Here is a 22,871-nt window from a genome sequence, read left to right on the forward strand (position 1 = left end):
GATGAGACTGGCACTGCGTTTCACCGCACTCTCCGACGTGGGCAGGGTGCGTCGTGACAACCAGGACTCCGGGTACGCCGGCCCGCACCTGCTCGCGGTCGCCGACGGGGTCGGCGGCGCGGCCCGCGGCGATGTCGCCAGCGCCACCACGATCCAACAGATCCGCGAGCTCGACCGTCCGCCGGGCAACGATGCGACCGAGCAGCTCGTCAGCGCGGTGCACCGGGCACACACCCGGCTGGCCGACCTGGTCGCCGACAACCCCGAGCTCGACGGCACCAGCACCACCGCGACGGTGGCGCTCTTCGACGGGGCCCAGGTGATCCTCGCCCATGTCGGCGACAGCCGTGCCTACCTGCTCCACGAGGGTGAGCTGCGCCAGCTCACCAAGGACCACACGTTCGTGCAGAGCCTCGTCGACGAGGGCCGGATCACCGACGACGAGGCGCGGGTCCACCCGCACCGCAACCTGATCCTGCGTGCGGTGGACGGGGTCCGCGAGCCAGAGCCCGATGTCTTCACGGTGCCGCTCGCGCCCGGCGACCGGATCCTGGTCTGCTCCGACGGGTGCTGCGGCTCACTCACCGACGAGGAGCTGGCCGGGCTGCTCGCCACCGATCCCCTCGACCGCGCCGCCCCCGCCCTGGTGAACGCCGCCCTCGAGGCCGGCAGCTCCGACAACGTCACCGTGGTGGTCGCCGAGGTGGTCGACGAGGACCAACACACCGACGCTGCAGAGCCGGACGCTGCGGAGCCCGACGCTGCTGAGTCCGCGTCCCCGATCGTCGTCGGCGCCGCCGCGGGCACGGTCCGCACGGGTCTGCGCGGGTCCCTGCGCCGGCGCAGGCAGGAGCCGGAGCCGCCGACCGACCCCGAGGCGCTGCGCTACGCCCCGCTGCCACCACGGCGGTCGCCGTGGGCCCGCCGACTCGCCGTCCTGGCACTCGTCGTGGTCGTGCTGGTCGTCGCCGCGATCCTCGGCTACCGCTGGACACAGTCGCAGTACTACGTCGGTGCGCAGGGCTCGCACGTGGCGATCTACCAGGGCATCGACATGGAGGTGCCCGGGGTGACGCTGCGCCACCTCGTGACGACCGAGCCACTGGAACTGCGGGCCCTGGGTGAGTACGACGGCGCCCTGGTGCGTGGTGGCATCACCCGATCGAGCCTGTCGTCGGCCCAGGAGAAGGTCCGCGAGCTGGTGGCCAACCACTGCAAGCCGGTCCCGAAGCAGCTGACCAAGGCCGAGAAGACCGCGTTGAAGAAGGCGCAGCGCAAGGCCAGGAAGCACCATCGTCCGGTCCCGAAGCGCCCGATGGTGCCGCCGGCCGGCTGCCCGGGGAGCGCCTGATGTCCGGCATCGCCGCCTCCCGCGCGGCGGCCTTCACCGGCTTCGTGCACCGTCGGCGGCGGGGTGCGGAGTTGATGCTGCTGATCCTCAGCCTGGTCGTGGGGATCGGCGCCTACGCCGCCGTCGGCATCGGCGCCGAGGGCAAGGTCCCGGCCGACATCATCCCGTACGGCGGCTGGCTCGCCGTGCTGGTGATCGCCGCGCACGTGGCGATCCGGCTGCGGGCGCCGTACGCCGACCCGGTGCTGCTGCCGATCATCTCGGCCCTCAACGGGCTCGGGCTGGCGATCATCCACCGGATCAACATCGCCCAGCCCGACCGCGCCCCGGCGGCGCACACCCAGCTCACCTGGATGACCATCGGCGTGGTGCTGTTCATCGTCGTGCTCGTCGTACTGCGCGACCACCGGCGCCTGCAGGCGTTCACCTACACCTCCGGTCTGGGCGCGATCCTGCTGCTGCTGCTGCCCCTGGTGCCGGGCGTCGGCACCCGCATCAACGGCGCCCGGATCTGGATCCACCTCGGCCCGATGAGCTTCCAGCCGGGCGAGGTCGCCAAGGTGCTGCTGGTCGTCGCCTTCGCCGGTTACCTGGTGGTGCACCGCGACGCCCTCGCGCTGGCCGGGCGACGGGTGCTCTTCGTGGACCTCCCGCGCGGACGTGACCTCGGCCCGATCCTGGTGATGTGGCTGGTCAGCCTCGGCGTGCTGGTCTTCCAGAACGACCTCGGCTCGTCGCTGCTGTTCTTCGGGCTGTTCCTGGTGATGCTCTACGTGGCCACGGAGCGGGCGGGCTGGCTGCTGGTGGGCGCACTGATGTTTCTGGTCGGCGCCTACCTGAGCTACCTGCTGGTCGGTCACGTGCAGGACCGGGTCAACCTGTGGCTGGACCCCTTCCACGACCCGAACGGCTACCAGCTGGTCCAGGGTCTCTACGGGATGGCCTGGGGCGGCCTCACCGGTCGGGGGCTGGGTCTGGGGAGCCCCCAGATCACCCCGTTCGGCTACTCCGACTTCATCGCCTCCTCGGTCGGCGAGGAGCTCGGGCTCACTGGTCTGATGGCGGTGATCCTGCTCTACGCACTGCTGGTCGAGCGTGGACTGCGCACCGCGCTGATCTCACGTGACAACTTCGGCAAGCTGATGGCCTCGGGCCTCGCGGTGACGTTCGCACTGCAGGTCTTCGTTGTCGTCGGCGGGGTCACCGGGCTGATCCCGTTGACCGGCCTGACCACACCGTTCCTGTCGTACGGCGGCTCCAGCCTGGTCGCCAACTGGGTGATCGTGGCGTTGCTGCTGCGCATCTCGGACCAGGCCCGCAAGCCACCGCCGGAGTGGAGCGACCGTGACGAGGACGCCGACGCGACCCAGGTGGTGAGCCTGCGATGAATCGACCGATCCGCGTCCTCGCGGTGGGCTGCATGGTGCTCTTCCTGGCGCTGCTGCTCCGGTCCACCTACGTGCAGTACTGGGAGGCCAAGTCCCTCGACACGGTCTCCCGCCACGAGAACAACATCCGGGTGATCGACGCTCAGTTCTCCCGGCAGCGCGGCGCGATCGTGGTCAACGGAAAGGCCATCGCGGTCAGCAAGAAGTCCGGCGACCGCTACAAGTACCAGCGCACCTACCCCCAGGGCCCGGAGTACGCCGACCTGACCGGCTACTTCACCCGCGACTGGGGGCTGGGCGGGATCGAGTCCTCGCAGAACACCCTGCTCTCCGGCGAGGACGACAGCCTGTTCCTCAACCGGATGGTCGATCTGGTGAACAACCGTCGGCCCAAGGGCGGCAGCGTGGTGCTGACCATCAACCCGGCGGCCCAGAAGGCGGCGTACGACGGCCTGAAGGGCAAGATCGGCGCGGTCGTCGCCCTGCAGCCGGACACCGGCAAGGTGCTGGCGATGGCGTCGTCGCCGACGTACGACCCGAACAAGCTGGCCACCCACCGCTTCGACACCGTCGGCAAGTACAAGACCCGGCTGCTCGACAAGAAGCCCAGCCCGCTGAACAACATCGGGATCGAGACGGTGGTCCCGCCGGGCTCGACGTTCAAGCTGGTCACCCTGTCGGCCGCTCTGTCGAGCGGGAGGTTCAACCCCGACTCGCTGGTCCCGGGCGCCTCGAGCATGAAGCTGCCGCAGTCGACCCACCTGCTGCACAACGAGAACAACTTCGCGTGTGGCGCAGGCAAGGTGACCCTGACCGTCGCGCTGGAGAAGTCCTGCAACGTCGCGTTCGGCACCGTCGGCGAGAAGCTCGGCATCAAGCGGCTCGCCGACCAGTCGAAGAAGTTCGGCTTCAGCCTGACCAAGGCCGGGTCGATCATCAGTCCGAACATCTACTTCCACGACCTCGACGACCCCATCACTCGACAGTCGGCCAGCCGGTTCCCGGCCGACGCTGACCCGCCGCACACGGTGCTGTCCGCCATCGGACAGGGCGACGACGCCGCCACCCCGCTCCAGATGGCCATGGTGGCCGCCGGAATCGCCAACAACGGCACGGTGATGAGGCCCTACCTGGTCTCCGAGACCGACTCGCCCGACCTCGACGTGCTGTCGAAGACCACCCCCAAGCCGATCGCGGACCAGCCGGCGATCAGCCCATCGGTGGCCGAGCAGGTGACCGACATGATGGTGCAGGTCGTCGACAACGGCACCGGTACGCCGGCCCAGATCCCGGGTGTGGAGGTCGCCGGCAAGACCGGCACCGCGCAGAGCGAGGCCAGCCGGCCGCCGTACGCCTGGTTCGTGTCGTTCGCGCCGGCCCAGAACCCGCAGGTCGCGGTGGCAGTGCTGATCCAGGACGCCGGGGTCGCCCGGGACCAGATCTCCGGCGGCGGCCTGGCGGCGCCGATCGCCAAGGCCGTGATGGAAGCGGTGATGCACCGGTGACCGGCGCCGAGCGCTACCGCCGTACCACCCTGATCGCGACCGGTGGGATGGGAGAGGTGTGGAACGCCGAGGACACCCTTCTGCATCGTCGGGTCGCGATGAAGGTGCTCAAGCCGGAGTACGCCGAGGACCCCGACTTCCGTGAGCGGTTCGCGACCGAGGCTCGCAACGCCGCCGCCCTGCTCGACCCCGGCATCGCCACCGTCTTCGACTACGGCGAGCTCGACGACGAGGGCCGCAGCCGGCCGTTCCTGGTCATGGAGCTGGTCGAGGGCTCCCCCCTGTCGGCGCGGCTTCGCTCGGGTCCGCTGCCACCCGACACCGCCCGCGACGTCGTCGCGCAGGCTGCCCGGGCGCTGGGCGTCGCGCACCAGTCCGGCTTGGTGCACCGCGACGTCAAGCCGGCGAACCTGCTGCTCACCCCGGATGGACGGGTCAAGGTGACCGACTTCGGCATCGCCCGAGCAGCCGACGCGGTGCCACTGACCCGCACCGGACAGATCGTCGGCACCCCGCACTACCTCTCACCGGAGCAGGCGGACGGGCGCACCGCCACGGCCGCGAGCGACGTCTACGCCCTGGGCGTGGTGCTCTTCGAGTGCCTGGTCGGAACGCGTCCGTTCAGCGGCGACACTCCGGTGACCACCGCGCTGGCCCACCTGCGCCAACCCGTGCCGACGCTGCCGTCGGAGATCCCGGCACACCTGTCCGCGGTCACCCAGCGCGCGCTGGCCAAGGACCCCGCCGACCGCTACCCCGACGGGTTGGCGATGGCCACCGCACTGGCCGGAGCCGACACCGCGACCGCCACCCAGGCGCTGCCTCCCGCGGTACTGCCCTCCGGTGAGCCGGCCGACGCCACCCGGGTGCTCACCGGGGTGGGGTCACGACGCGGACTGCCCCCGTGGTGGCCGCTGGGCGTCGCCGGTCTGCTCGCACTGGTGCTGGCGATCGCGCTCATCGCCGCGCACGGCAACGGCGGCCAGCCCACCGACCGCTCCACCGCCGGCTCGACGCCCGCGACGCCCTCGAGCTCACCGAGCCCCCACACCTCCGCCCCTCCGGTGACGCCGGCGTCCGGGCACACGGCCACGCCGCCGGCCAAGCACCGCTCCGCGAAGAAGCCTCCCAAGCACAAGGGCGCCAAGAAGGGCCATGGTCCGCAACCGAACGGCAAAGGAAAGGGTCATCGATGACTGAGCCGCACCGCATCGGCGGGCGCTACGAGCTGGGCGAGCTGCTCGGCCGGGGTGGGATGGCGGAGGTCCGCAAGGGCACCGACGTCCGGCTCGGACGCACCGTTGCGATCAAGAGGCTGCGCACCGACCTCGCCTCAGACGCGACCTTTCAGGCCAGGTTCCGCCGCGAGGCCCAGTCCGCCGCCTCGCTGAACCATCCCGCGATCGTGTCCGTCTACGACACCGGCGAGGAGCTCTCGCACGACGGCACCGACGTCGCCCAGCCCTACATCGTGATGGAGTACGTCGCCGGCCGCACCCTGCGCGACATTCTCCGCGAGGGTCGCAAGATCCTGCCTGAGCGGGCCCTCGAGATCGCCTCGGGCGTGCTGTCAGCCCTCGACTACAGCCACCGGATGGGCATCATCCACCGCGACATCAAGCCCGGCAACGTGATGCTCACTCCGTCCGGTGACGTCAAGGTGATGGACTTCGGCATCGCCCGCGCGGTCGCGGACTCCCAGAGCACGATGACGCAGACCGCTGCGGTCGTCGGCACCGCGCAGTACCTCTCCCCTGAGCAGGCCCGTGGCGAGAACGTCGACTCCCGTAGCGACGTCTACTCCGCCGGGTGCCTCCTCTACGAGCTGCTCACCGGTCGGCCGCCGTTCGTCGGCGAGAGCCCGGTGTCGGTGGCCTACCAGCACGTGCGCGAGCAGGCACCGGTGCCCTCATCGCTGGATCCCGAACTGCCGGCCGCCGTGGACGCGATCGTGATGAAGGCTTTGGCCAAGCGTGTCGACGAGCGCTACTCCAGTGCGGCGGCGATGAAGGCCGACATCGATCGGTACCTCGCCGGCCAGACCGTGCAGGCCCCGCCGGTGGCCGCGGCGGCGCCCGCGACCGCGGTGATGGCAGTGACCCCGGGCGGCCCGAGCCAGACCAGCGAGCAGCCCGCCGTGACCGACGAGCCTCGCAAACGCAGCACCGGTCCCCTCGTCCTGCTCGCGCTGCTGCTCCTCGCCCTGATCGCGGCCGCGGTCTTCCTCGCCCCCAAGCTGATCCACGGAGCGCCCAACCAGGTGTCGGTGCCGGACCTCTCCGGGATGACCCGCGCGGCGGCACAGCAGAAGCTCTCCACCGACGGGCTCGGCCTGGGGCAGGTCAAGCACGCCGCCAGCCAGGATGTCCGCAAGGGGCAGGTGATGGGTCAGGACCCGACCGCCGGCCAGCTGGTCGACAACGGCTCCGCGGTCGACATCACCATCTCCACCGGCAAGCCGGCGGTCACCATCCCCGACGTCATCGGCGACAACAAGGACGCCGCCGCGAGCGAGCTGCGTGGACTGGGCCTGCGGGTGCACCTCAAGCAGGTGAAGTCCGACGAGGTCGCCGGCAACGTGGTCAAGGTCGATCCGAACGTGGGCGAGAAGGTCGCGGCCGGCACCAAGGTCACCGTCTCGTTCGCCAGCGGCCAGCAGACCGTGCCGGACGTGGTCGGCCTGGACAAGGACCAGGCCAAGCAGCTGATCCGCGAGCGCGGCTTCAAGGTGAGCGTGCTGCCGGACAACAACTCGACCGAGCCGAAGGGCACCGTGACCCGGCAGAGCCCGGGCAAGGACACCCCGGCTGACCAGGGCACCACGGTGACGATCCTGGTGTCGACGTACGAGCCGCCGACCAACACTCCGTCGCCGACCCCGACGCCGACCAACAGCCCGTCCCCGACCTCGACGCCGACCGACAGCACCGGGCCCACCCCCGGGTTGTGATCTTTGGCCTGTGCCGTCCGGCCGGTGACGGCCGGTGACCGCCGGGGTCAGCCCGCTCGGGCGTAGCGAAGGTCCGGGGCGCCCTGGTATGCCGGCATGTCCAACTGGTCGGACGTCACCAGACTCCAGCCGAGGTGGTACTGCTGGACGAAGGTCTGGTACGCCGCGACGTACTCGCTGTGTGCCAGGGCCTCGGCCAGCTTGGTCGGGTCGCCGATCCCGGCGATCCGGTACGGCGGCGCGTACGGCACTCCGTGCAGCACGACCGTATTGCCCACGCACTTGATCCCGGTGGTGGAGATGATCCGCTGGCCCTGCACGGTGACGGCCTCGGCACCACCGAGCCAGAGGGTGTTGACCACGGCTTGGATGTCCTGCTGGTGCACGACCAGCTGGTCGACCGGCACCGACCCGTCCTCGCGGGCCCGGTCGATCACGCTCTTGGGGGCGTCGTCGAGGGTGACGGTGACCCCGGGCCCGGAGACGGCCTCGAACCCCGCCGGACCCTTGAGCCGGTCGACCTTGCGCTGCAGGTGCGTCACCCGGGTGTCGTGCACCTGCTTGGTCAGGGTGCCCACCTGAGTGTTCAGGTCGGCGACGTGGTCCTGCAGCTGGTCCACCCGACTGCGCTCCTGGAGCAGCACGGTGTCGAGGTCGGTGACACTGCTCGCCCGCAGGTCGACGCCGTGCGAGTTCAGCGCGCTGGTGGCGAACAGGGTCCCGGCCGCGACGAAGCCGACCAGCGTGACGAGACGCCAGCCCCGCACCGTCGGCCGCCTGGACATATGACTACGCTAGCCGAGATCCGCCACCCGTCGTGACGGCCGAAGGAGCCCCCACCTTGTCCAAGCGCACTGCTCGCAACCCGATCTTCGCGCCGAGCGGCTACCGCACCTCGATCACCCGCTGCGCCGTCGCGGTGCTGCTGGTGCTGGTCGGGATCGCCTGGATCGCGGTGTACGTCAACTTCGCGAAGGACGCCGCGCTGTACAACCCGAAGCTCGGCGGCGCGAAGCCCTCCGACCCGCTGCCGTGGATGGCCGACCTCAAGCGCTGGAACTACCTGATCGGCTTCGGCCTGATCCTGATCGGGATGTCGGTCTCGGCGCACCCCGACACCCCGCTGGGCCGTGGCCGGGGCGTGGTCGTCGGCATGCTGTTCAGCTTCCTGTTCGGGCTGGCCTACATCCTCGTCTACTACTTCATCGGCGACCACATCTCCGACGTTCCGGTGATGAAGGACCTCAACCAGCTCAACCTGGTGGTCGGAATCGGCTTCATGGCGGTCGGGTTCACCTTCGCCACGAAGTGGGAGTGAACCGCTCCGGTCGAATCACACCGGTGTAGTTATCCACAGTGTTGTCCCCAGGCTGGGGACAACCTCGGTCACATCGGGCGCGGCGAACCGCGTGGCGGTGTGCCTCGCGAGGGCGGTCAGGCAACCTGTGCCGGCGACGGACCGGGGATGCGCGGCGGTGGTTGTTGTCGTCTTCGGCGGAGGGTGATCTCGCCGTTGGGGTGGAGGTGGTGGGTGTAGTGGTTGTCGTGGATGCGGTGGTGGTGCCAGCCGAGGGGGATGGCGTTGTGGAGGTCGGTGGGTCCGCCGGTGGTCCAGGGGTCGATGTGGTGGATCTCGGTCCAGGCGAAGGGTCGCTGGCAGCCGTGGGCGGCGCAGGTGGGGTAGGTCAGGGATAGGGCGGCGCGTTGGGCCTTGGTGTGCAGTCGGGTCTGTCGGCCCAGGTCGAGGGGGACCGATGCGGTGCCCAGGACGGCGGGGATGAGGCCGGCGTTGCAGGCCAGTCGGCGGGCGGTGCCGGCGCTGAGGATGGTCTCGGTGTCGGTGGTGGCGCCGGCCAGGCCGTCGCGTAGGTGGGCCAGGTCGAGGTGGATCATGATGGTGGCCCCGACCCGGCCGTGGTTGGCGTGTCCGTCGGTGGGCAGGTGCTCGAGGAGTTCGGTCAGGGCGTGGCCGAGGAGCTCGTGGTAGCCGTAGTTCTCCGGCGCGGACTCATCGACCCCACCGCCCGGGCCCCCGTCCGGGCGGGTGTGGTGGCGGCGGGGTGCGGTGAGGTGGTGCAGGTGGGTGAGCAGGAGTTGGGCGTGTAGGTCGGGGATGATGAAGTGGCCCTCGGTGGTGCCGTCGCCGCCTCAACCCCATCGACCCCGTCGTCCGTGAGCTCCTCCTCGGCCACCCCGGTCGTGGCCGAGGCCAGCAGCGCCAGCGCCGCACGCAGGTCCGCGATCCGTGTGGCCGAACCAACGAGCGTCCCGAACATGTGCCTATACTATCGAACACACGTGCGACGTCCAAGACATTATCAAACCTGTGGACAGCGCTACAGGTTCTCGAATCCGAACGGCATGACCCACACCACGGAGCTCCCCAAGCCCCGCCGAGACCGAAACGGCGACACACCCTTAGCTGGTCAGCGACACGGCACGAACGGCGATCAGGGCCAGCGCGACCACCGCCAGTCCGATCGTGCCCACCGCCTGCGCGGGCAGCCGGATCGACCTGGGCGGGTAGACGATCACGGCGGCGACGATCGCCCCACCGAGCAGGCCGCCGAGGTGGCCCTGCCAGGAGATGTTGGCTGCGGTGAAGGTGAAGACGAGGTTCAGCGCCAACCAGATCCACAGCTGCTGGACCGGTGCCTTGATCTTCAGGCCGACCACGATCAGCGCGCCCATCACGCCGAAGATCGCCCCCGAGGCGCCCTCGGTGAGCGTGGTGGGCGAGGACCACAGCATCACCGCCGCGCTGCCGAACAGTCCCGAGATCAGGTAGACCGCCAGGAACCGGGTCCGGCCCAGCACCATCTCCAGCGGCGGCCCGAGGAACCACAGCGCGAGCATGTTGAACCCGATGTGCAGCGGCTCGGCGTGGGTGAACACCGAGGTGATCACCTGCCACCCGGCGCCATCGGCGACGCCGGGGAACCAGTGACCGTTCTGGGTGTGGCACAGCGCCGCACCATGGATCGCCGGGTAGAAACCGCCCAGGTCTGCGGTGTCGCAGCGTCCCCGAGGCAGCAGCGACAGCACTTGGAACAGCCGGCCGTTCGATCCACCGTCGGCGAGCACGGCAAGCCAGACCAGCACGTTGGCGACGATCAGCCCGATCGTGGTCTGGTGCGGGTTGCCCGGCACGCTGCCGCCGTACGGCAGGGTGCCGGCACGAGTGCTGCGAGCACCCTCCTTCACGCACGTCGGGCACTGGAAGCCCACCGACGCCTGGCGCATGCAGTCGGGGCAGATCGGGCGCTCGCAGCGCTGGCACCGGATCCAGGTCTCACGGCCGGGGTGCCGGTAGCACTCCGGCGCGGCCCCAGCGCCCTCGGGCGACTGGGTCACCCCCGGCTGACCTCCACCGACTCGATCACCACGGGCTCGACAGGACGGTCGCCCGGCCCGGTGCGGGTGGTGGCGATCGCGTCGACGACGTCGCGGCCGGCCTGGTCGGCGACCTCGCCGAAGATGGTGTGCCGGTGGTTGAGGTGCGGGGTCGGCGTGACCGTGATGAAGAACTGCGAGCCGTTGGTGGCCGGGCCGGCGTTCGCCATCGCGAGCAGGTAGGGGCGGTCGAACTGGAGCTCGGGGTGGAACTCGTCCTTGAAGGTGTAGCCGGGCCCGCCGGTTCCGGTGCCCAGCGGGCAACCACCCTGGATCATGAATCCGTCGATCACCCGGTGGAACCCGAGGCCGTCGTAGAACTTCTCACCGGAGCGCCCGGCGTCGTCGTTGTAGTCCTTGGTGCCCTCGGCCAGGCCGACGAAGTTGTCGACGGTCGCCGGCGCGTGGTCGGGGAAGAGGTTGAGGACGATGTCGCCGCGATTGGTGTGCAGCGTGGCCTGGGAGGCCTGGGAGTCAGCCATGGATTGCCTTCGGTCTCGTCGGGTACGGCGACCAGGGGTCGCCCATGATCCTGACCCGATCCTGCCACGACCGGGTTTGCGTGCCACAGCTACCCGGGCATGATCGATAACAAGACGACGAGAGGATCGAGAGCCGGATGTTTGCCAAGTCGAAGAACATCAAGGATCAGGCGCAGGGTCTGGTCGACCAGGTGGCGCCCCATGTCGAGAACGCCCGGGAGCAGATCGGCCCGCTGCTGGTCGAGGCCCGCGAGAAGGCCGCACCGCACGTCGCAGAGGCCCGCGAGCGCCTGGTCAGGGACGTGATCCCGGCCGTCCAGTCCGCGCTCGAGGACGCCCGCGAGCAGGCCGGCCCGGTGGCCGAGGAGGCCAAGCGGCGTGGGCTCGCGGCGGCTGCCGTGCTCGCCGGCGAGCAGCCCGCCTCGCGCAAGTCGGGCAAGAAGAAGTGGATCGCCCTGCTGGCCGTGCTCGGTGGTGCAGCGGTCGCCGCGAAGAAGGTCCTCGGCGACAGCGGCGGTTCGCACGTCGCCTACACCCCGCCCCCGCCGCCGGCTCCGCCGCGCCCGACCGTCGTACCCGACCCTGCACAGTCCGCAACGACCGACGACGCCGCCGGCGCCACCCCGGCCGAGGCGGTGGCCGACGCCACCGACGAGCCGCACCCCGTCACCACTCCGGACGACCCGGCCACCGTGACCGATGCGCCCGGACCCGAGACCGGTCCCGACGAGGCGTGAGCCTCAGCGGGCGGAGACCTCCGGGAACTCCGCCCGCACCCGCCGGATCGCCCGGCGCTCGGCCCAGAACGAGACGAACGGGATCGTCCCGCTGAGCAGCGTGATCGCGGTGAAGCCCATCTGCCAGCGCGCCTTGAGCGCCAGCATCAGCGCCACCAACACGAAGACCATGTAGATGAATCCGTGCGCGGTGCCCAGGTAGAGATTGATGTTGGTGCCCAGCCGCTGACCGGACTCGCCGACCTGGAGGAAGCCCGGCCAGAAGTTCGGCCACCAGTCGTGGGCGTACTTCAGCGGCACGCCGACCACGACGAGAGTGATGATGGACAGACCCACCACGGTGGCCAGCACGCGGTAGGCGTTGTACAGGGCCTTCACGCGCTCGAAGGTACCCGTATGACCCAGCGCACAGCCGGACGGGTGAGCCGCAGAGCAGCCGGAGGCGAGGGCCGGGCTAGGCGCCGGACCTGGTCGCCTCGGCCGCCGCCACCTCGGGGGCATCGAGCTGGTCGCGGCACCAGCGGATCCAGACGTAGATCGCGAAGCCCCCGAAGAACCACCACTGGGTGGCGTAGAGCAGGTTCCGCAGCCCGGTCGCGCCGGAGACCGACGGGCCGACAGGCGCACTCACGCGGGCCAGTCCGGCGGTGCCGTCGCTCGCGTCCCGGCTCACCACGTACGCCGAGTAGAGGTCGGCGTGCACGTGCTGGGTCAGGCTGGCGATCCGCATCGAGGTGATCACGTCGTCGCGCGGGTTCAGATCGGCCTCGCCGCTGCCCTCGCCGGCCTGCAGCCAGCCGGTGATCGAGACCGAGCCGTGCGGCAGCGCGGCGTGGGCGGTCGGGCTCCAGCCGCGTACGACGGGCATCGCCGACCGGCCGATCAGCACCGGGGAGACCACCCAGAATCCACGGGTGCCGTGGTGCTGACGGCCGGACACATAGACGGTGCCCGACGGAAGCCAGGTGCCGCTGAACGTGACCGGCCTGCCCAGCGACCCGCCGGGGAACGGGCTGTCTCCGCCCATCACCGACGCCAGCGGCACCGGCCGCGCGTGGGTCAGGTTGCGGGCGGCGGCCGCGCGGTCGCCCGACCACACCGAGAGCTGCCAGAGCCCGAGCAGCACCGCAGCCGCCACGGCCAGCAGCATCAGCAGGTGCGCAGCCCATGCGCGGGCGGACAGCAGGGTGGGCACGAAGCAAGGCTACGTGTCAGGATCGGGGCCGTGAGCACCGCCGTGCACCACCTCAACTGTGCCACGATGGCGCCCGCGCTCGCCGCCGGTGGGCGCGTCACCCCGGTCCGGATGGTGGCGCACTGCCTGCTGGTGGAGGCACCCGACCGGCTGGTGCTGGTCGACACCGGGTTCGGCACCGCGGACCTGGCTTCGCCGCGGAAGCGGATGGGACTGGGCTTCGTCTCGGCGATGCGACCCGCGCTCGACCCCGCGGAGACGGCGGTCTCCCAGGTGCGCGGCCTCGGGCACGATCCGGCCGACGTCACCGACATCGTCCTCACCCATCTCGACCTGGACCACGCCGGCGGTCTGGGTGACTTCCCGGCCGCCCGGGTGCACGTGTACGCCGACGAGCTGGCCGCTGCGCGGGCCCGCCGTACCCTCAACGAGAAGGGCCGCTACGTGCCCGCCCAGTGGGCGCACGGACCGCGCTGGACCACCCATGCCGCCGCCGGTGAGGAGTGGCTCGGCTTCGCCGCGGTCACCGCCCTGGCCGACGACGTGCTGCTGGTGCCGCTGCACGGGCACACCCGGGGTCACTGTGGCGTCGCCGTACGCCGGCCCTCCGGAGGCTGGTTCCTGCACGCCGGCGACAGCTACTTCTTCCACGACGAGGTACGGACGCCGCCGGCGTGCCCGAGCGGGCTGCGGATCTTTCAGTCGTTGATGCAGATGGACGGCAAGGCCCGGGTCGCCAACCAGGAGCGGCTGCGTCACCTGCACGCCGACCACGGACCCGGCTCGGGTGCGGCCGAGGTGGTGACGGTCTTCAGCGCCCACGATGCGACCGAGTACGACGCCCTCGCGGGCGGCACCGACTGAGGTCGATCCCCTCCCCGACCTCGACCGTCGCGGCGGCCCGAAGGTGGACCATCCCTGAAATCCTGAACCCCCTTCGCGGCGCCTTGACCCGACCTACGATTCAGCCACCAGCGCTCCCGATGCGCCGGGCGGAGGGACAGGTCGATGGGGCAGCCGGGCAGGTCGACGCTGCGCAGGTCGACGCTGCGCAGGTCGACGTTGGCCGCGATGGCGGTCGGCGCCCTGCTGACCGGCTGCGCCACGGTCCAGCCGACCGCCACCGCCCCGGCCGGGGGGCGCGCCGGACAGGTCGTCGCGTTCAGCGGCGCCGAGGCCCCGGGCGCCGTCCACGCGACCCCGCCGGACGGCCGTGACACCCGGGTGCTCCCCTCGAGCACCACACCGACGCCGCCGTGGCACGCCAGCGGCCGGCGGCCGAACATCCTCCTGATCACCGCGGACGACGCCTCGATCCTGGACCTGCCCTGGATGCCGCACGTGCGCAAGCTGATCGGCTCGCACGGCGTGACGTTCGCCGACGCGATCGCGCCGACGCCGATCTGCGTACCGGCACGCGCGTCGCTGCTCACCGGCCAGTACGCACACAACCACGGCGCCGTCACCATCTCCGGTCCCCGCGGTGGGTTCCCCGCCTTCCGGGACACCGACACGGTTCCGGTCGCGCTGCAGCGCAACGGCTACGCGACGCTGTTCACCGGCAAGTACCTCAACGGGTACGGCGACCACGACCCCCGCTACGTGCCGCCCGGCTGGACCGACTGGCGGGGACTGGCCATCGGCACCTACGACTTCTTCAACCAGACGGTCAACGTCAACGGCCGGCTGGTGCCCTCGCACCGCTACTCCACGTTCACCGTGCGGGACCAGGCCGACCAGTTGATCCGACAGCATCGCGGCCACAAGCCGTGGTACCTGTGGGTGAACTACGTCGCTCCGCACGTCGGCGCCCCGGTCCAGCGCGGAGACCCGATGCGGATCGACCGTGGCACCAACGCCGCCTACCAGACCACGGTGCCGGCGCCCAGCGACTTCAACCGGTACGCCGGCATCCACCTCCCCCGTCGGCCCGACATGTTCGAGCGGGACACCCGTGACAAGCCGCGGATCTCGGTGGCCCGGCATCGGCTGGACGCCCGTCAGAAGGCGGCCATGCGGATCGTCTTCGAACGACGGATCGAGGCGGTCCGGGGCGTCGACCGGGCGGTGGCGAGCCAGATCCGGGTGCTGCGGCGTACCCACCAGCTGGCGAACACCGTGGTCATGTTCACCTCGGACAACGGCTATGTCACCGGCGAGCACAACTACGACGGCAAGCTGTGGCACTACAACGAGATCCTGCGGATCCCCGCGTTGATGCGGGGTCCGGGCGTGCCACGCCACCAGGTCGTGCGCACCGCGATCACCAACCCCGACATCGCCGCCACCATCCTCGCGCTGGCGCGGACCACGTCGCTGCGGCCGCTCGACGGAGTCGACATGATGCCGTGGCTGAACGCCCCGACGCAGCTGCGGGTGATCCCGATCGAGGGCTGGGCGGTGCACAACGGGCGACAGCAGCGCTACACCGGAGTGCGGGTCGGGAAGTGGACCTACATCCGCTACCACCGCGGCGCCCAGGAGATGTACGACCGGTCCTGGGACCCCTACGAGCTGCACTCCCTGCAGCGCCGGCCGGCGTGGGTCGACCAGCTCCACCAGTTGCAGCGACTGACGAGGAAGTACCACGCCTGCCGCGCCAACACCTGCCCCAAGGCGTTCTACCCGGTCAGCCCGAGCCGCTCGTAGCGCACCGGAAGCCGAGGTTGGCAGCCGTCGAGTCCGGCGGGCTGCTCGACCGGGCAGCCACCCGGTAGCGGTGGCAGTAGGAGTGGTGGCACAGGTAGGAGCCGCCGCGGATCACCCGCGCCGACCCGGCCGCCGGTCCTTGCGGATCGTGCTCGGGGCTGGTGGCGTAGTAGCCCGGGTCGAACCAGTCCGCGCACCACTCCCACACGTTGCCCGCGCTCTGGAAGATCCCGAGGCCGTTGGCCGGGTAGGCCCGCGCGGGTGCGGTGGTGAGGTAGCCGTCGGCGAGGGTGTTGTGCTCGGGGAACTCGCCCTGCCAGATGTTGCAGCGGTGCATGCCATCGGGGGTGAGCTCGTCACCCCACGGGAACCGCGCCCCGTCCAGCCCCCCGCGAGCGGCGTACTCCCACTCGGCCTCGGTCGGGAGCCGCTTGCCGGCCCAGGCGGCGTACGCCGTCGCGTCGTCATGGGAGATGTGCACGACGGGGTGGTGCGACCGGCTGGCGATGTCACTGCCGGGCCCCTCCGGATGGCGCCACTGCGCGCCCCGGACGGCGTACCACCAGGGCGTCGCGGCGGGCTGTCCGACGATGTCTGACCGGTCCCCGGCGAAGGCCAGGTGGAAGACCGCGGAGAACCCGAACTGCTCGGCCGTGGTGACGTGACCGGTCGCCTTCACGAAGCGCCCGAACTCGGCGTTGGTGACCGTGGTGGCGTCGAGGTGAAACGCATCGAGGCCGACCCGGTGCACCGGTCGCTCGCCGTCGCCGTCGTACCCCTCGTCGAAGGCATCGCCCATCGCGAAGCTGCCCGCAGGCACCGCGACCTGGCCCCTCGTGCTGCGCCGACGCTGGTGCTGCGCCCGGGCGTCCGTGCCGCCGGCCGGGCTCGCCGCTCGGGCCGCCGGTTGGGGCGCCGGTCGGTCCGGGGGTGGTACGCAGCAGGACATCGACGGTGAGCGTACGCCCGCACTTCCCGGCATGGAGGGCGAACGGCCCGGGTTCGAAATCCAGGGCACCGGGTACGACCCGCCAATCTCGGCGGCCACCCCGGGACGCTGAGAGGAGGAGGACACCGTGGCCCTGCGTGACCGCCTGTTGGCTCTGCACCGGCAGGGCCGCAGCTGGGAGGAGATCGGCGACGAGGCCCAGATCCCCGCGGGCCAGGCCTACTTGATCGTGACCGGCCGACCTGCCGACGGCAGCGACGCCGTGGGACCCGAGTTCCTCTCCGAGCGGGGCGACCTGCTGATGCACGGCAGCCAGGCACTGTCGAACCCGCCCACCGAGGTGCCCACCGAGCACGAGGTCGTCGACCGCTGGCTCAAGGCTCGCGCCGCGGCGGACGGACCGATGCAGGACGCGGCCCGACGGCGTACGGCGGAGCCGCCGCCGATCGATGACGACAGCGACTCCGACGACGTCGTGGACGTCCTGGGCCATCAGCACGGCCAGGTGAAGTTCCTGATGGAGCAGCTCGAGGCCATCCCCGGCGTACGCGTCGGTGGCTCCGAGGAGGACCAGCAGCGACGCGTCTCGATCGTCGACATGATGCGCGTCCGGCTCTCCCAGCACGAGTCGATGGAGGAGGCGCACTTCTGGCCCGCGGTCCGCGAGCATCTCGAGCAGGGTGAGGATCTGGCGGCCGGGGCCGAGGAGCAGGAGCAGCGCGGCAAGGACCTGCTCCAAGAACTCGACGGCAAGCCGGGCGGCGACGACGAGTTCGACGAGCTCGTCGAGCAGTTGGTGCTCGCGCTGCGCACCCACGTCGCCTACGAGGACACGGTGTTCTTGAAGGTCAAGGAGCAGATGCCCGACGACGTCCGGGCGAAGGTCGGCAGCACCATCAAGAAGAAGATCGCCAAGGCACCCACCCGCCCGCACCCACATGCGCCGGCCGGCACCGGCATGGCCGCGAAGGTGGCGGCGGCCGGCGCCGCACCGCTGGACAAGGCACGGGACGCGATGGGCGAGCGGCCCGCGAAGCGCAAGGGCAAGGAGGAGGAGTAGTGGCGGTCTCGATCGGGTGGCCCGTGCTGGCCCAGTGGAAGGCGGGCGACCCGCTCGCCCGCGGCAAGGGCGCGAAGTCGCGGCGCTCCGCCGAGCTCCGGCCGCGCACCGCCACCGCGGACAAGGTCGTCAAGTCGATCTGTCCGTACTGCGGGGTGGGCTGCGCCCAGAACATCTACGTCAAGGACGACGAGATCGTGCAGATCGAGGGCGATCCTGACTCGCCGATCAGTCGTGGACGGCTCTGCCCGAAGGGCTCGGCCACCCTCGAGCTCGCCACCGGCCCGGCCCGGAAGTACCAGGTGCTGCACCGCAGTCCCGGGGCTGCCGACTGGGAGGAGATGAGTCTCGACGAGGCGATGGACCGGATCGCCGACCTGGTCATCGCCACCCGCCGCGACACCTGGCAGGAGGAGCACGAGGGGCGGCGTACCCACCGCACGATGGGGATCGCCTCGCTCGGCGGGGCGACGCTGGACAACGAGGAGAACTACCTGATCAAGAAGCTGTTCACCTCGCTCGGGATCATCCAGGTCGAGAATCAGGCCCGGCTGTGCCACAGCGCCACCGTCGCCGGGTTGGGCACGTCGTTCGGCCGCGGCGGATCCACCACCGCGATGCAGGACCTGCAGAATTCCGATTGCATCGTGATCGAGGGCTCGAACTTCGCCGAGGCGCACCCGGTCGGCTTCCAATGGGTGATGGAGGCGAAGGCCCGCGGCGCGACCCTCATCCACGTCGACCCCCGCTTCAGCCGGACCAGCGCGCTGGCCGACATCCACGTGCCGATCCGGGCCGGCTCCGACATCGCCTTCCTCGGCGGGATCATCAAGTACGTCCTGGACAACGACCTGTGGTTCCACGAGTACGTCGTCAACTACACCAACGCCACCCACATCGTCGTGGAGGAGTTCGAGGACACCGAGGACCTCGACGGGCTGTTCTCGGGGCTGCACGAGGGCGAGCAGGCCTACGAGAACGACAACTGGCAGCTCGAGGGCGTCGAGCGTCGGTCCGAGGAGCGGCCTCACGACCAGGCCTACCGGGACGAGCTCGCCGCGGTGAAGAGCGCCGGGCACGCGGAGTCGCACGGCTCCGGCGGTGCCGGCATGCGCGGCCAGCCCGAGGACGACCCGACCCTGCAGCACCCGCGCTGCGTGCTCAACCTGCTGCGCCGCCACTACGCGCGCTACACCCCGCAGATGGTGCAGGACGTCTGCGGCATCCCGCCCGATCTGTTCGAGAAGGTCTGCCGGACCATCACCGACTCGTCCGGACCGGAGCGCACCACCGCGTTCGCCTATGCGGTCGGCTGGACCCAGCACACCACCGGCTCCCAGTTCATCAAGGCGGCCGGCGTCCTCCAGCTGCTGCTGGGCAACATCGGCCGGCCCGGCGGTGGGATCCAGGCCCTGCGCGGGCACGCCAGCATCCAGGGCTCCACGGACATGGCGACGCTGTTCAACCTGCTCCCCGGCTATCTGCCGATGCCGCACGCCTACCAGCACGGCAGTCTCGACGAGTACATCGAGGGCGAGCGTACCGAGAAGGGCTACTGGGCCGACTGCCGCGCCTACGCGGTCAGCCTGCTCAAGGCCTGGTTCGGCGAGCACGCACGAGAGGAGAACGACTACTGCTTCGACCATCTGCCCAGGATCACCGGGAGCCACAGCACCTACGACACGACGATGCTGCAGCTTGACGGCACCTGCAAGGGCTTCTTCCTGCTCGGTGAGAACCCGGCTGTCGGCTCCGCGAACGCGAAGATGCAACGGATGGCGATGGCCAACCTCGACTGGCTGGTGGTCCGGGACTTCTCGCTGATCGAGTCGGCCACCTCCTGGAAGGACGGCCCGGAGATCGACAGCGGCGAGCTGGCGACCTCCGACATCGGCACCGAGGTGTTCTTCCTACCGGCGGCCTCGCACACCGAGAAGAACGGCACGTTCACCAACGCGAACAGGCACGTGCAGTGGCACTTCGCCGCGAAGGAGCCGGACGGAGATGCCCGCAGCGAGCTGTGGTTCATGTACCACCTCGGCCGCATCATCCGCGAGAAGCTGGCCGGCTCCGCCGACCCGATCGACCGTGCGGTCCTGGACCTGACCTGGGACTACCCCGTCGAAGGCTCGATCGACGAGCCCAAGGCCGAGGCGGTGATCGCCGAGATCAACGGGTACGACGCCAAGGGCGCCCCGCTGGCGTCGTACGAACAGCTCAACGAGGACGGCTCGACCGCGTGCGGTGCCTGGATCTACTGCGGGGTGTACGCCGACGGCGTCAACCAGTCCGCGCGTCGCAAGCCCGCCACCGAGGACAACTGGCTCGGCATGGAGTGGTGCTGGGTGTGGCCGGCGAATCGACACATCCTCTACAACCGTGCCTCCGCCGACCCGGACGGCAAGCCGTGGAGCGAGAAGAAGGCGCTGGTCTGGTGGGACGAGGAGAAGGCGCTGTGGCAGGGCCACGACATCCCTGACTTCAGCGCCGCCAAGGGACCGCACTACCGTCCGCCGGCCGGCGCGACGCGGGCCGAAGCGCTCTCCGGCATCGACCCGTTCGTGATGCAGCCGGACGGCAAGGGCTGGCTCTACGTGCCGGCCGGTCTGGTCGACGGTCCGATGCCGACGCACTACGAGCCGCAGGAGTCACCGGTGCCCAACGGTCTCTACGCACAGCAGCGCGACCCGGTCCGGCAGCTCTACGCGCACGAGCACAACCGCTACCAGCCGAGCGGCGACGACCCCGGTGCGGACGTGTTCCCCTACGTCGCCACGACGTACCGATTGACCGAGCACTTCACCGCTGGCGGGATGTCGCGCTGGTCGGCGTACCTCTCCGAGCTGCAGCCGGAGATGTTCTGCGAGGTCTCACCCGAGCTGGCGCGAGAGCGCGGCCTCGAGCACGGCGAGTGGGCCACGATCGTCACGGCACGCAACGCGATCGAGGCGCGGGTCATGGTCACTCCTCGGATGGCGCCGCTGAGGGTGATGGGCCGCACCGTGCACCAGGTGGGCCTGCCCTACCACTGGGGGACGAACGGCTACTCGACCGGTGACTCGGCCAACGACCTGACCGCGATCGTCTGCGACCCGAACATCCACATCCAGGAGGTGAAGGCGCTGACCTGCGACATCCGGCCCGGCCGCCGGCCACGCGGCAAGGAGCGGGTCGAGTACGTCCTGGACTACCAGCGTCGCGCCGGCATCACCCCGGAGACCGGAATGGAGACCGGAATGGAGACCCGCCGATGAGCCTCACCTGGCTGGACATGCCCGGCCTCCGCAACGGGCAGGACGCCGCGAAGGGCAGTGGGTACGACGACCCGCCGCCGCGAATGGGCTTCTTCACCGACACCTCGGTGTGCATCGGCTGCAAGGCCTGCGAGGTGGCATGCAAGGAGTGGAACCAGATCCCCGAGGACGGGCTGAACTGGACCGGCATGTCGTATGACAACACCGAGGGCCTGGGCGCCGACAGCTGGCGGCACGTGGCGTTCATCGAGCAGACCAAGCCGATGGCGGGTCAGGTGACGGGCAGCGAGCAGCCCCAGACGGGCGCCGGCGAGCCGGGTCAGGCCGAGGGGGTGCGCTGGCTGATGGCCTCCGACGTCTGCAAGCACTGCACGGAGGCGGCCTGCCTCGACGTCTGCCCGACAGGCTCACTGTTCCGCACCGAGTTCGGCACCGTGGTCGTGCAGGAGGACATCTGCAACGGCTGCGGCTACTGCGTCTCGGCCTGCCCGTACGGCGTGATCGACCAACGACCCGACGACGGCCGGATGTGGAAGTGCACGCTGTGCTACGACCGGCTCTCCGTGGGCCAGGAGCCGGCGTGCGCAAAGGCGTGCCCGACCGACTCGATCCAGTTCGGCCCGCTCGACGAGCTCCGGGCGAAGGCCGACGAGCGGGTGCAGCAGCTGCACCGCGACGGCGTCATGGACGCCCGGCTCTACGGCAATGATCCCGACGACGGCGTGGGCGGGGACGGCGCCTTCTTCCTGCTCCTCGACGAGCCCGAGGTCTACGGCCTTCCGCCGGACCCGGTGGTCACCACCCGCGACCTGCCCCGGATGTGGCGCCGGGCCGCGGCGGCGACCGGCGCGCTGGCCGCGGCGGTCGCGGTGGCCTTCGTGACGGGCGGTGCCCGGTGACCAGCTCGGCGACGACCAAGGACGGCCTGCAGGGTGCCCGCCCGGACACCGAGGCCACCGTCGGTGTCAACGTCCCGCCCGGTGGTGGCGGCCCACGACGTCGGCGCCGACGCGAGGAGCCGGAGTTCCGGTCCTACTACGACCTGCCGGTGCTCAACGACGTGGTGTGGTCACCGATCGACATCGGCGGCTACCTGTTCCTCGGCGGTCTCGCCGGCGCGAGCGGTGCAGTCGCCGGGGCGGCCGCGCTGACCGGGCGACCCGGCCTGGCGCGGGCCGCGACCTACGCGGCCGCGGGGGGTGCGCAGGTGTCCTTGGGTCTGCTCATCCACGACCTGGGCCGGCCGTCGCGGTTCCTCACCATGCTGCGGGTCGTCAAGCTGACCTCGCCGATGAATGTCGGCGCCTGGCTGTTGGGGGCCTTCTCCGCCACCAGCACCGTCGCCGCGCTCAGCCGGGCCACGGGTAGAGCTCGACCGATCGGCGCGATCGCCACGGCCGCCACCGCGGTGCTGGGGCCGGCGGTGGCGACGTACACCGGGGTGCTGATCTCGGACACGGCGGTGCCGGCCTGGCACGACGGGCACGAGCTGATGCCGTTCGTCTTCGCCAGCAGTGCGGTCTCGTCAGCCGCGGGGGTAGGTCTCCTCGCCGCACCGGCCATCGAGAGCGGACCGGTGCGCGCGCTCGGGGCGGCCGGTGCGGTCACGGAGGTGGCCCTCGGCAGGCTGATGCAGCGGCGGATGGGCATCGTCGAGGAGGCCTACCGCACCGGTCGGGCGAAGTGGCTGATGCACGCCGCCGAGGGCCTGACACTCGCCGGCGCGGCGCTGGCCGCCACCGCCCGCTCCCGTCCCGCCCGGCTGGCCGCCGGCGCGAGCCTCGTCGTCGGATCGGCCCTCACCCGTTTCGGCATCTTCGCCGCCGGTGTCCAGTCGGTCCGTGACCCGAAATACACCGTCGTTCCGCAGCGGGAGCGACGTGATGCGGCGTCGGGCTCGCACTGATCCTCCCCGGCGGTTGGCCGGGCAGCCTCTGGTGGGTTTCGGCGAACGATCG

Annotated in this window: 21 protein-coding genes; 14 read left to right on the forward strand and 7 right to left on the reverse strand. The window is 70.6% G+C overall.

Features of this window, described 5'->3' with window-relative positions:
* Position 1: 1 nt before the first annotated feature.
* Genes Q9R13_RS13580 through pknB form a run of 5 tightly spaced genes read left to right on the forward strand, consistent with a single transcriptional unit; the run spans position 2 to position 7,194 of the window.
* Entirely contained in the window at positions 2-1,351 is a 1,350-nt protein-coding gene (locus Q9R13_RS13580) for a PP2C family protein-serine/threonine phosphatase (RefSeq protein ID WP_310961708.1), read from the forward strand.
* Entirely contained in the window at positions 1,351-2,739 is a 1,389-nt protein-coding gene (locus tag Q9R13_RS13585; RefSeq protein ID WP_310961709.1) for an FtsW/RodA/SpoVE family cell cycle protein, read from the forward strand. The genes Q9R13_RS13580 and Q9R13_RS13585 overlap by 1 nt, the downstream gene beginning before the upstream one ends.
* Positions 2,736-4,244, forward strand: a complete 1,509-nt coding sequence (locus tag Q9R13_RS13590; RefSeq protein WP_310961710.1) for a peptidoglycan D,D-transpeptidase FtsI family protein — start codon at positions 2,736-2,738, stop codon at positions 4,242-4,244. Before Q9R13_RS13585 ends, Q9R13_RS13590 begins: the two co-directional genes overlap by 4 nt.
* A complete protein-coding gene (locus tag Q9R13_RS13595) occupies positions 4,241-5,440 on the forward strand; it encodes a protein kinase domain-containing protein (RefSeq protein ID WP_310961711.1) in 1,200 nt (399 codons plus the stop codon). Before Q9R13_RS13590 ends, Q9R13_RS13595 begins: the two co-directional genes overlap by 4 nt.
* A complete protein-coding gene (pknB, locus tag Q9R13_RS13600; RefSeq protein WP_310961712.1) occupies positions 5,437-7,194 on the forward strand; it encodes a Stk1 family PASTA domain-containing Ser/Thr kinase in 1,758 nt (585 codons plus the stop codon). Before Q9R13_RS13595 ends, pknB begins: the two co-directional genes overlap by 4 nt.
* Positions 7,195-7,241: 47 nt before the next feature.
* Here the strand turns inward: pknB and Q9R13_RS13605 are convergent, their stop codons facing one another.
* A complete protein-coding gene (locus tag Q9R13_RS13605) occupies positions 7,242-7,979 on the reverse strand; it encodes a DUF881 domain-containing protein (RefSeq protein WP_310961713.1) in 738 nt (245 codons plus the stop codon).
* A 56-nt stretch (positions 7,980-8,035) separates the two neighbouring features.
* Here Q9R13_RS13605 and Q9R13_RS13610 point away from each other — a divergent pair, with 56 nt between their 5' ends.
* Complete coding sequence (locus tag Q9R13_RS13610) at positions 8,036-8,512, forward strand: cell division protein CrgA (protein WP_310961714.1); 477 nt, start codon at positions 8,036-8,038, stop codon at positions 8,510-8,512.
* 116 nt (positions 8,513-8,628) lie between these two features.
* Here Q9R13_RS13610 and Q9R13_RS13615 read toward each other — a convergent pair whose 3' ends face one another.
* Positions 8,629-9,156 carry an HNH endonuclease signature motif containing protein gene (locus tag Q9R13_RS13615; RefSeq protein ID WP_397219436.1) on the reverse strand — a complete coding sequence of 176 codons (528 nt, stop codon included), beginning with the start codon at positions 9,154-9,156 and terminating at the stop codon, positions 8,629-8,631.
* On the opposite strand from Q9R13_RS13615, the gene Q9R13_RS20300 reads away from it, so the two are divergent.
* Positions 9,079-9,300: a hypothetical protein gene (locus tag Q9R13_RS20300; protein WP_397218107.1), complete on the forward strand. Its 222-nt coding sequence runs from the start codon at positions 9,079-9,081 to the stop codon at positions 9,298-9,300. The genes Q9R13_RS13615 and Q9R13_RS20300 overlap by 78 nt on opposite strands.
* Positions 9,301-9,612: 312 nt before the next feature.
* Here Q9R13_RS20300 and Q9R13_RS13620 read toward each other — a convergent pair whose 3' ends face one another.
* On the reverse strand, positions 9,613-10,548 hold the full coding sequence (locus Q9R13_RS13620; protein ID WP_310961715.1) for a rhomboid family intramembrane serine protease: 936 nt from the start codon (positions 10,546-10,548) through the stop codon (positions 9,613-9,615).
* Positions 10,545-11,069, reverse strand: coding sequence for a peptidylprolyl isomerase (locus tag Q9R13_RS13625; protein WP_310961716.1), 525 nt, complete (start codon positions 11,067-11,069; stop codon positions 10,545-10,547). The genes Q9R13_RS13620 and Q9R13_RS13625 overlap by 4 nt, the downstream gene beginning before the upstream one ends.
* A 137-nt stretch (positions 11,070-11,206) precedes the next feature.
* On the opposite strand from Q9R13_RS13625, the gene Q9R13_RS13630 reads away from it, so the two are divergent.
* The gene (locus Q9R13_RS13630; RefSeq protein WP_310961717.1) at positions 11,207-11,806 is read left to right on the forward strand and encodes a hypothetical protein; all 600 of its coding nucleotides are present in this window, start codon (positions 11,207-11,209) and stop codon (positions 11,804-11,806) included.
* 3 nt (positions 11,807-11,809) lie between these two features.
* On the opposite strand, the gene Q9R13_RS13635 is transcribed toward Q9R13_RS13630, so the two are convergent.
* Complete coding sequence (locus tag Q9R13_RS13635; RefSeq protein ID WP_310961718.1) at positions 11,810-12,184, reverse strand: DUF3817 domain-containing protein; 375 nt, start codon at positions 12,182-12,184, stop codon at positions 11,810-11,812.
* A gap of 76 nt (positions 12,185-12,260) precedes the next feature.
* Positions 12,261-13,001, reverse strand: a complete 741-nt coding sequence (locus Q9R13_RS13640) for an SURF1 family protein (RefSeq protein WP_310961719.1) — start codon at positions 12,999-13,001, stop codon at positions 12,261-12,263.
* Between the two features lie 30 nt (positions 13,002-13,031).
* On the opposite strand from Q9R13_RS13640, the gene Q9R13_RS13645 reads away from it, so the two are divergent.
* Positions 13,032-13,865 (forward strand): MBL fold metallo-hydrolase, encoded by an 834-nt coding sequence (locus tag Q9R13_RS13645; protein WP_310961720.1) that lies wholly within the window; start codon positions 13,032-13,034, stop codon positions 13,863-13,865.
* A gap of 144 nt (positions 13,866-14,009) precedes the next feature.
* Entirely contained in the window at positions 14,010-15,650 is a 1,641-nt protein-coding gene (locus Q9R13_RS13650) for a sulfatase-like hydrolase/transferase (protein ID WP_310961721.1), read from the forward strand.
* Here Q9R13_RS13650 and Q9R13_RS13655 read toward each other — a convergent pair.
* On the reverse strand, positions 15,631-16,599 hold the full coding sequence (locus Q9R13_RS13655; protein ID WP_310961722.1) for a formylglycine-generating enzyme family protein: 969 nt from the start codon (positions 16,597-16,599) through the stop codon (positions 15,631-15,633). The two genes, Q9R13_RS13650 and Q9R13_RS13655, sit on opposite strands and share 20 nt — an antisense overlap.
* A 127-nt stretch (positions 16,600-16,726) precedes the next feature.
* On the opposite strand from Q9R13_RS13655, the gene Q9R13_RS13660 reads away from it, so the two are divergent.
* From Q9R13_RS13660 to nrfD, 4 genes are read left to right on the forward strand one after another with little or no spacing between them, the layout of a single operon-like run.
* A complete protein-coding gene (locus Q9R13_RS13660) occupies positions 16,727-17,659 on the forward strand; it encodes a hemerythrin domain-containing protein (protein WP_310961723.1) in 933 nt (310 codons plus the stop codon).
* The gene (gene fdh, locus Q9R13_RS13665) at positions 17,659-20,913 is read left to right on the forward strand and encodes a formate dehydrogenase (RefSeq protein WP_310961724.1); all 3,255 of its coding nucleotides are present in this window, start codon (positions 17,659-17,661) and stop codon (positions 20,911-20,913) included. The genes Q9R13_RS13660 and fdh overlap by 1 nt, the downstream gene beginning before the upstream one ends.
* Positions 20,910-21,812, forward strand: coding sequence for a 4Fe-4S dicluster domain-containing protein (locus Q9R13_RS13670; protein WP_310961725.1), 903 nt, complete (start codon positions 20,910-20,912; stop codon positions 21,810-21,812). The genes fdh and Q9R13_RS13670 overlap by 4 nt, the downstream gene beginning before the upstream one ends.
* On the forward strand, positions 21,809-22,819 hold the full coding sequence (gene nrfD / locus Q9R13_RS13675; RefSeq protein ID WP_310961726.1) for an NrfD/PsrC family molybdoenzyme membrane anchor subunit: 1,011 nt from the start codon (positions 21,809-21,811) through the stop codon (positions 22,817-22,819). The genes Q9R13_RS13670 and nrfD overlap by 4 nt, the downstream gene beginning before the upstream one ends.
* The last annotated feature ends 52 nt before the right edge of the window (positions 22,820-22,871 follow it).

Source organism: Nocardioides marmorisolisilvae, from assembly GCF_031656915.1.
Classification (GTDB): Bacteria; Actinomycetota; Actinomycetes; order Propionibacteriales; family Nocardioidaceae; genus Marmoricola; species Marmoricola terrisoli.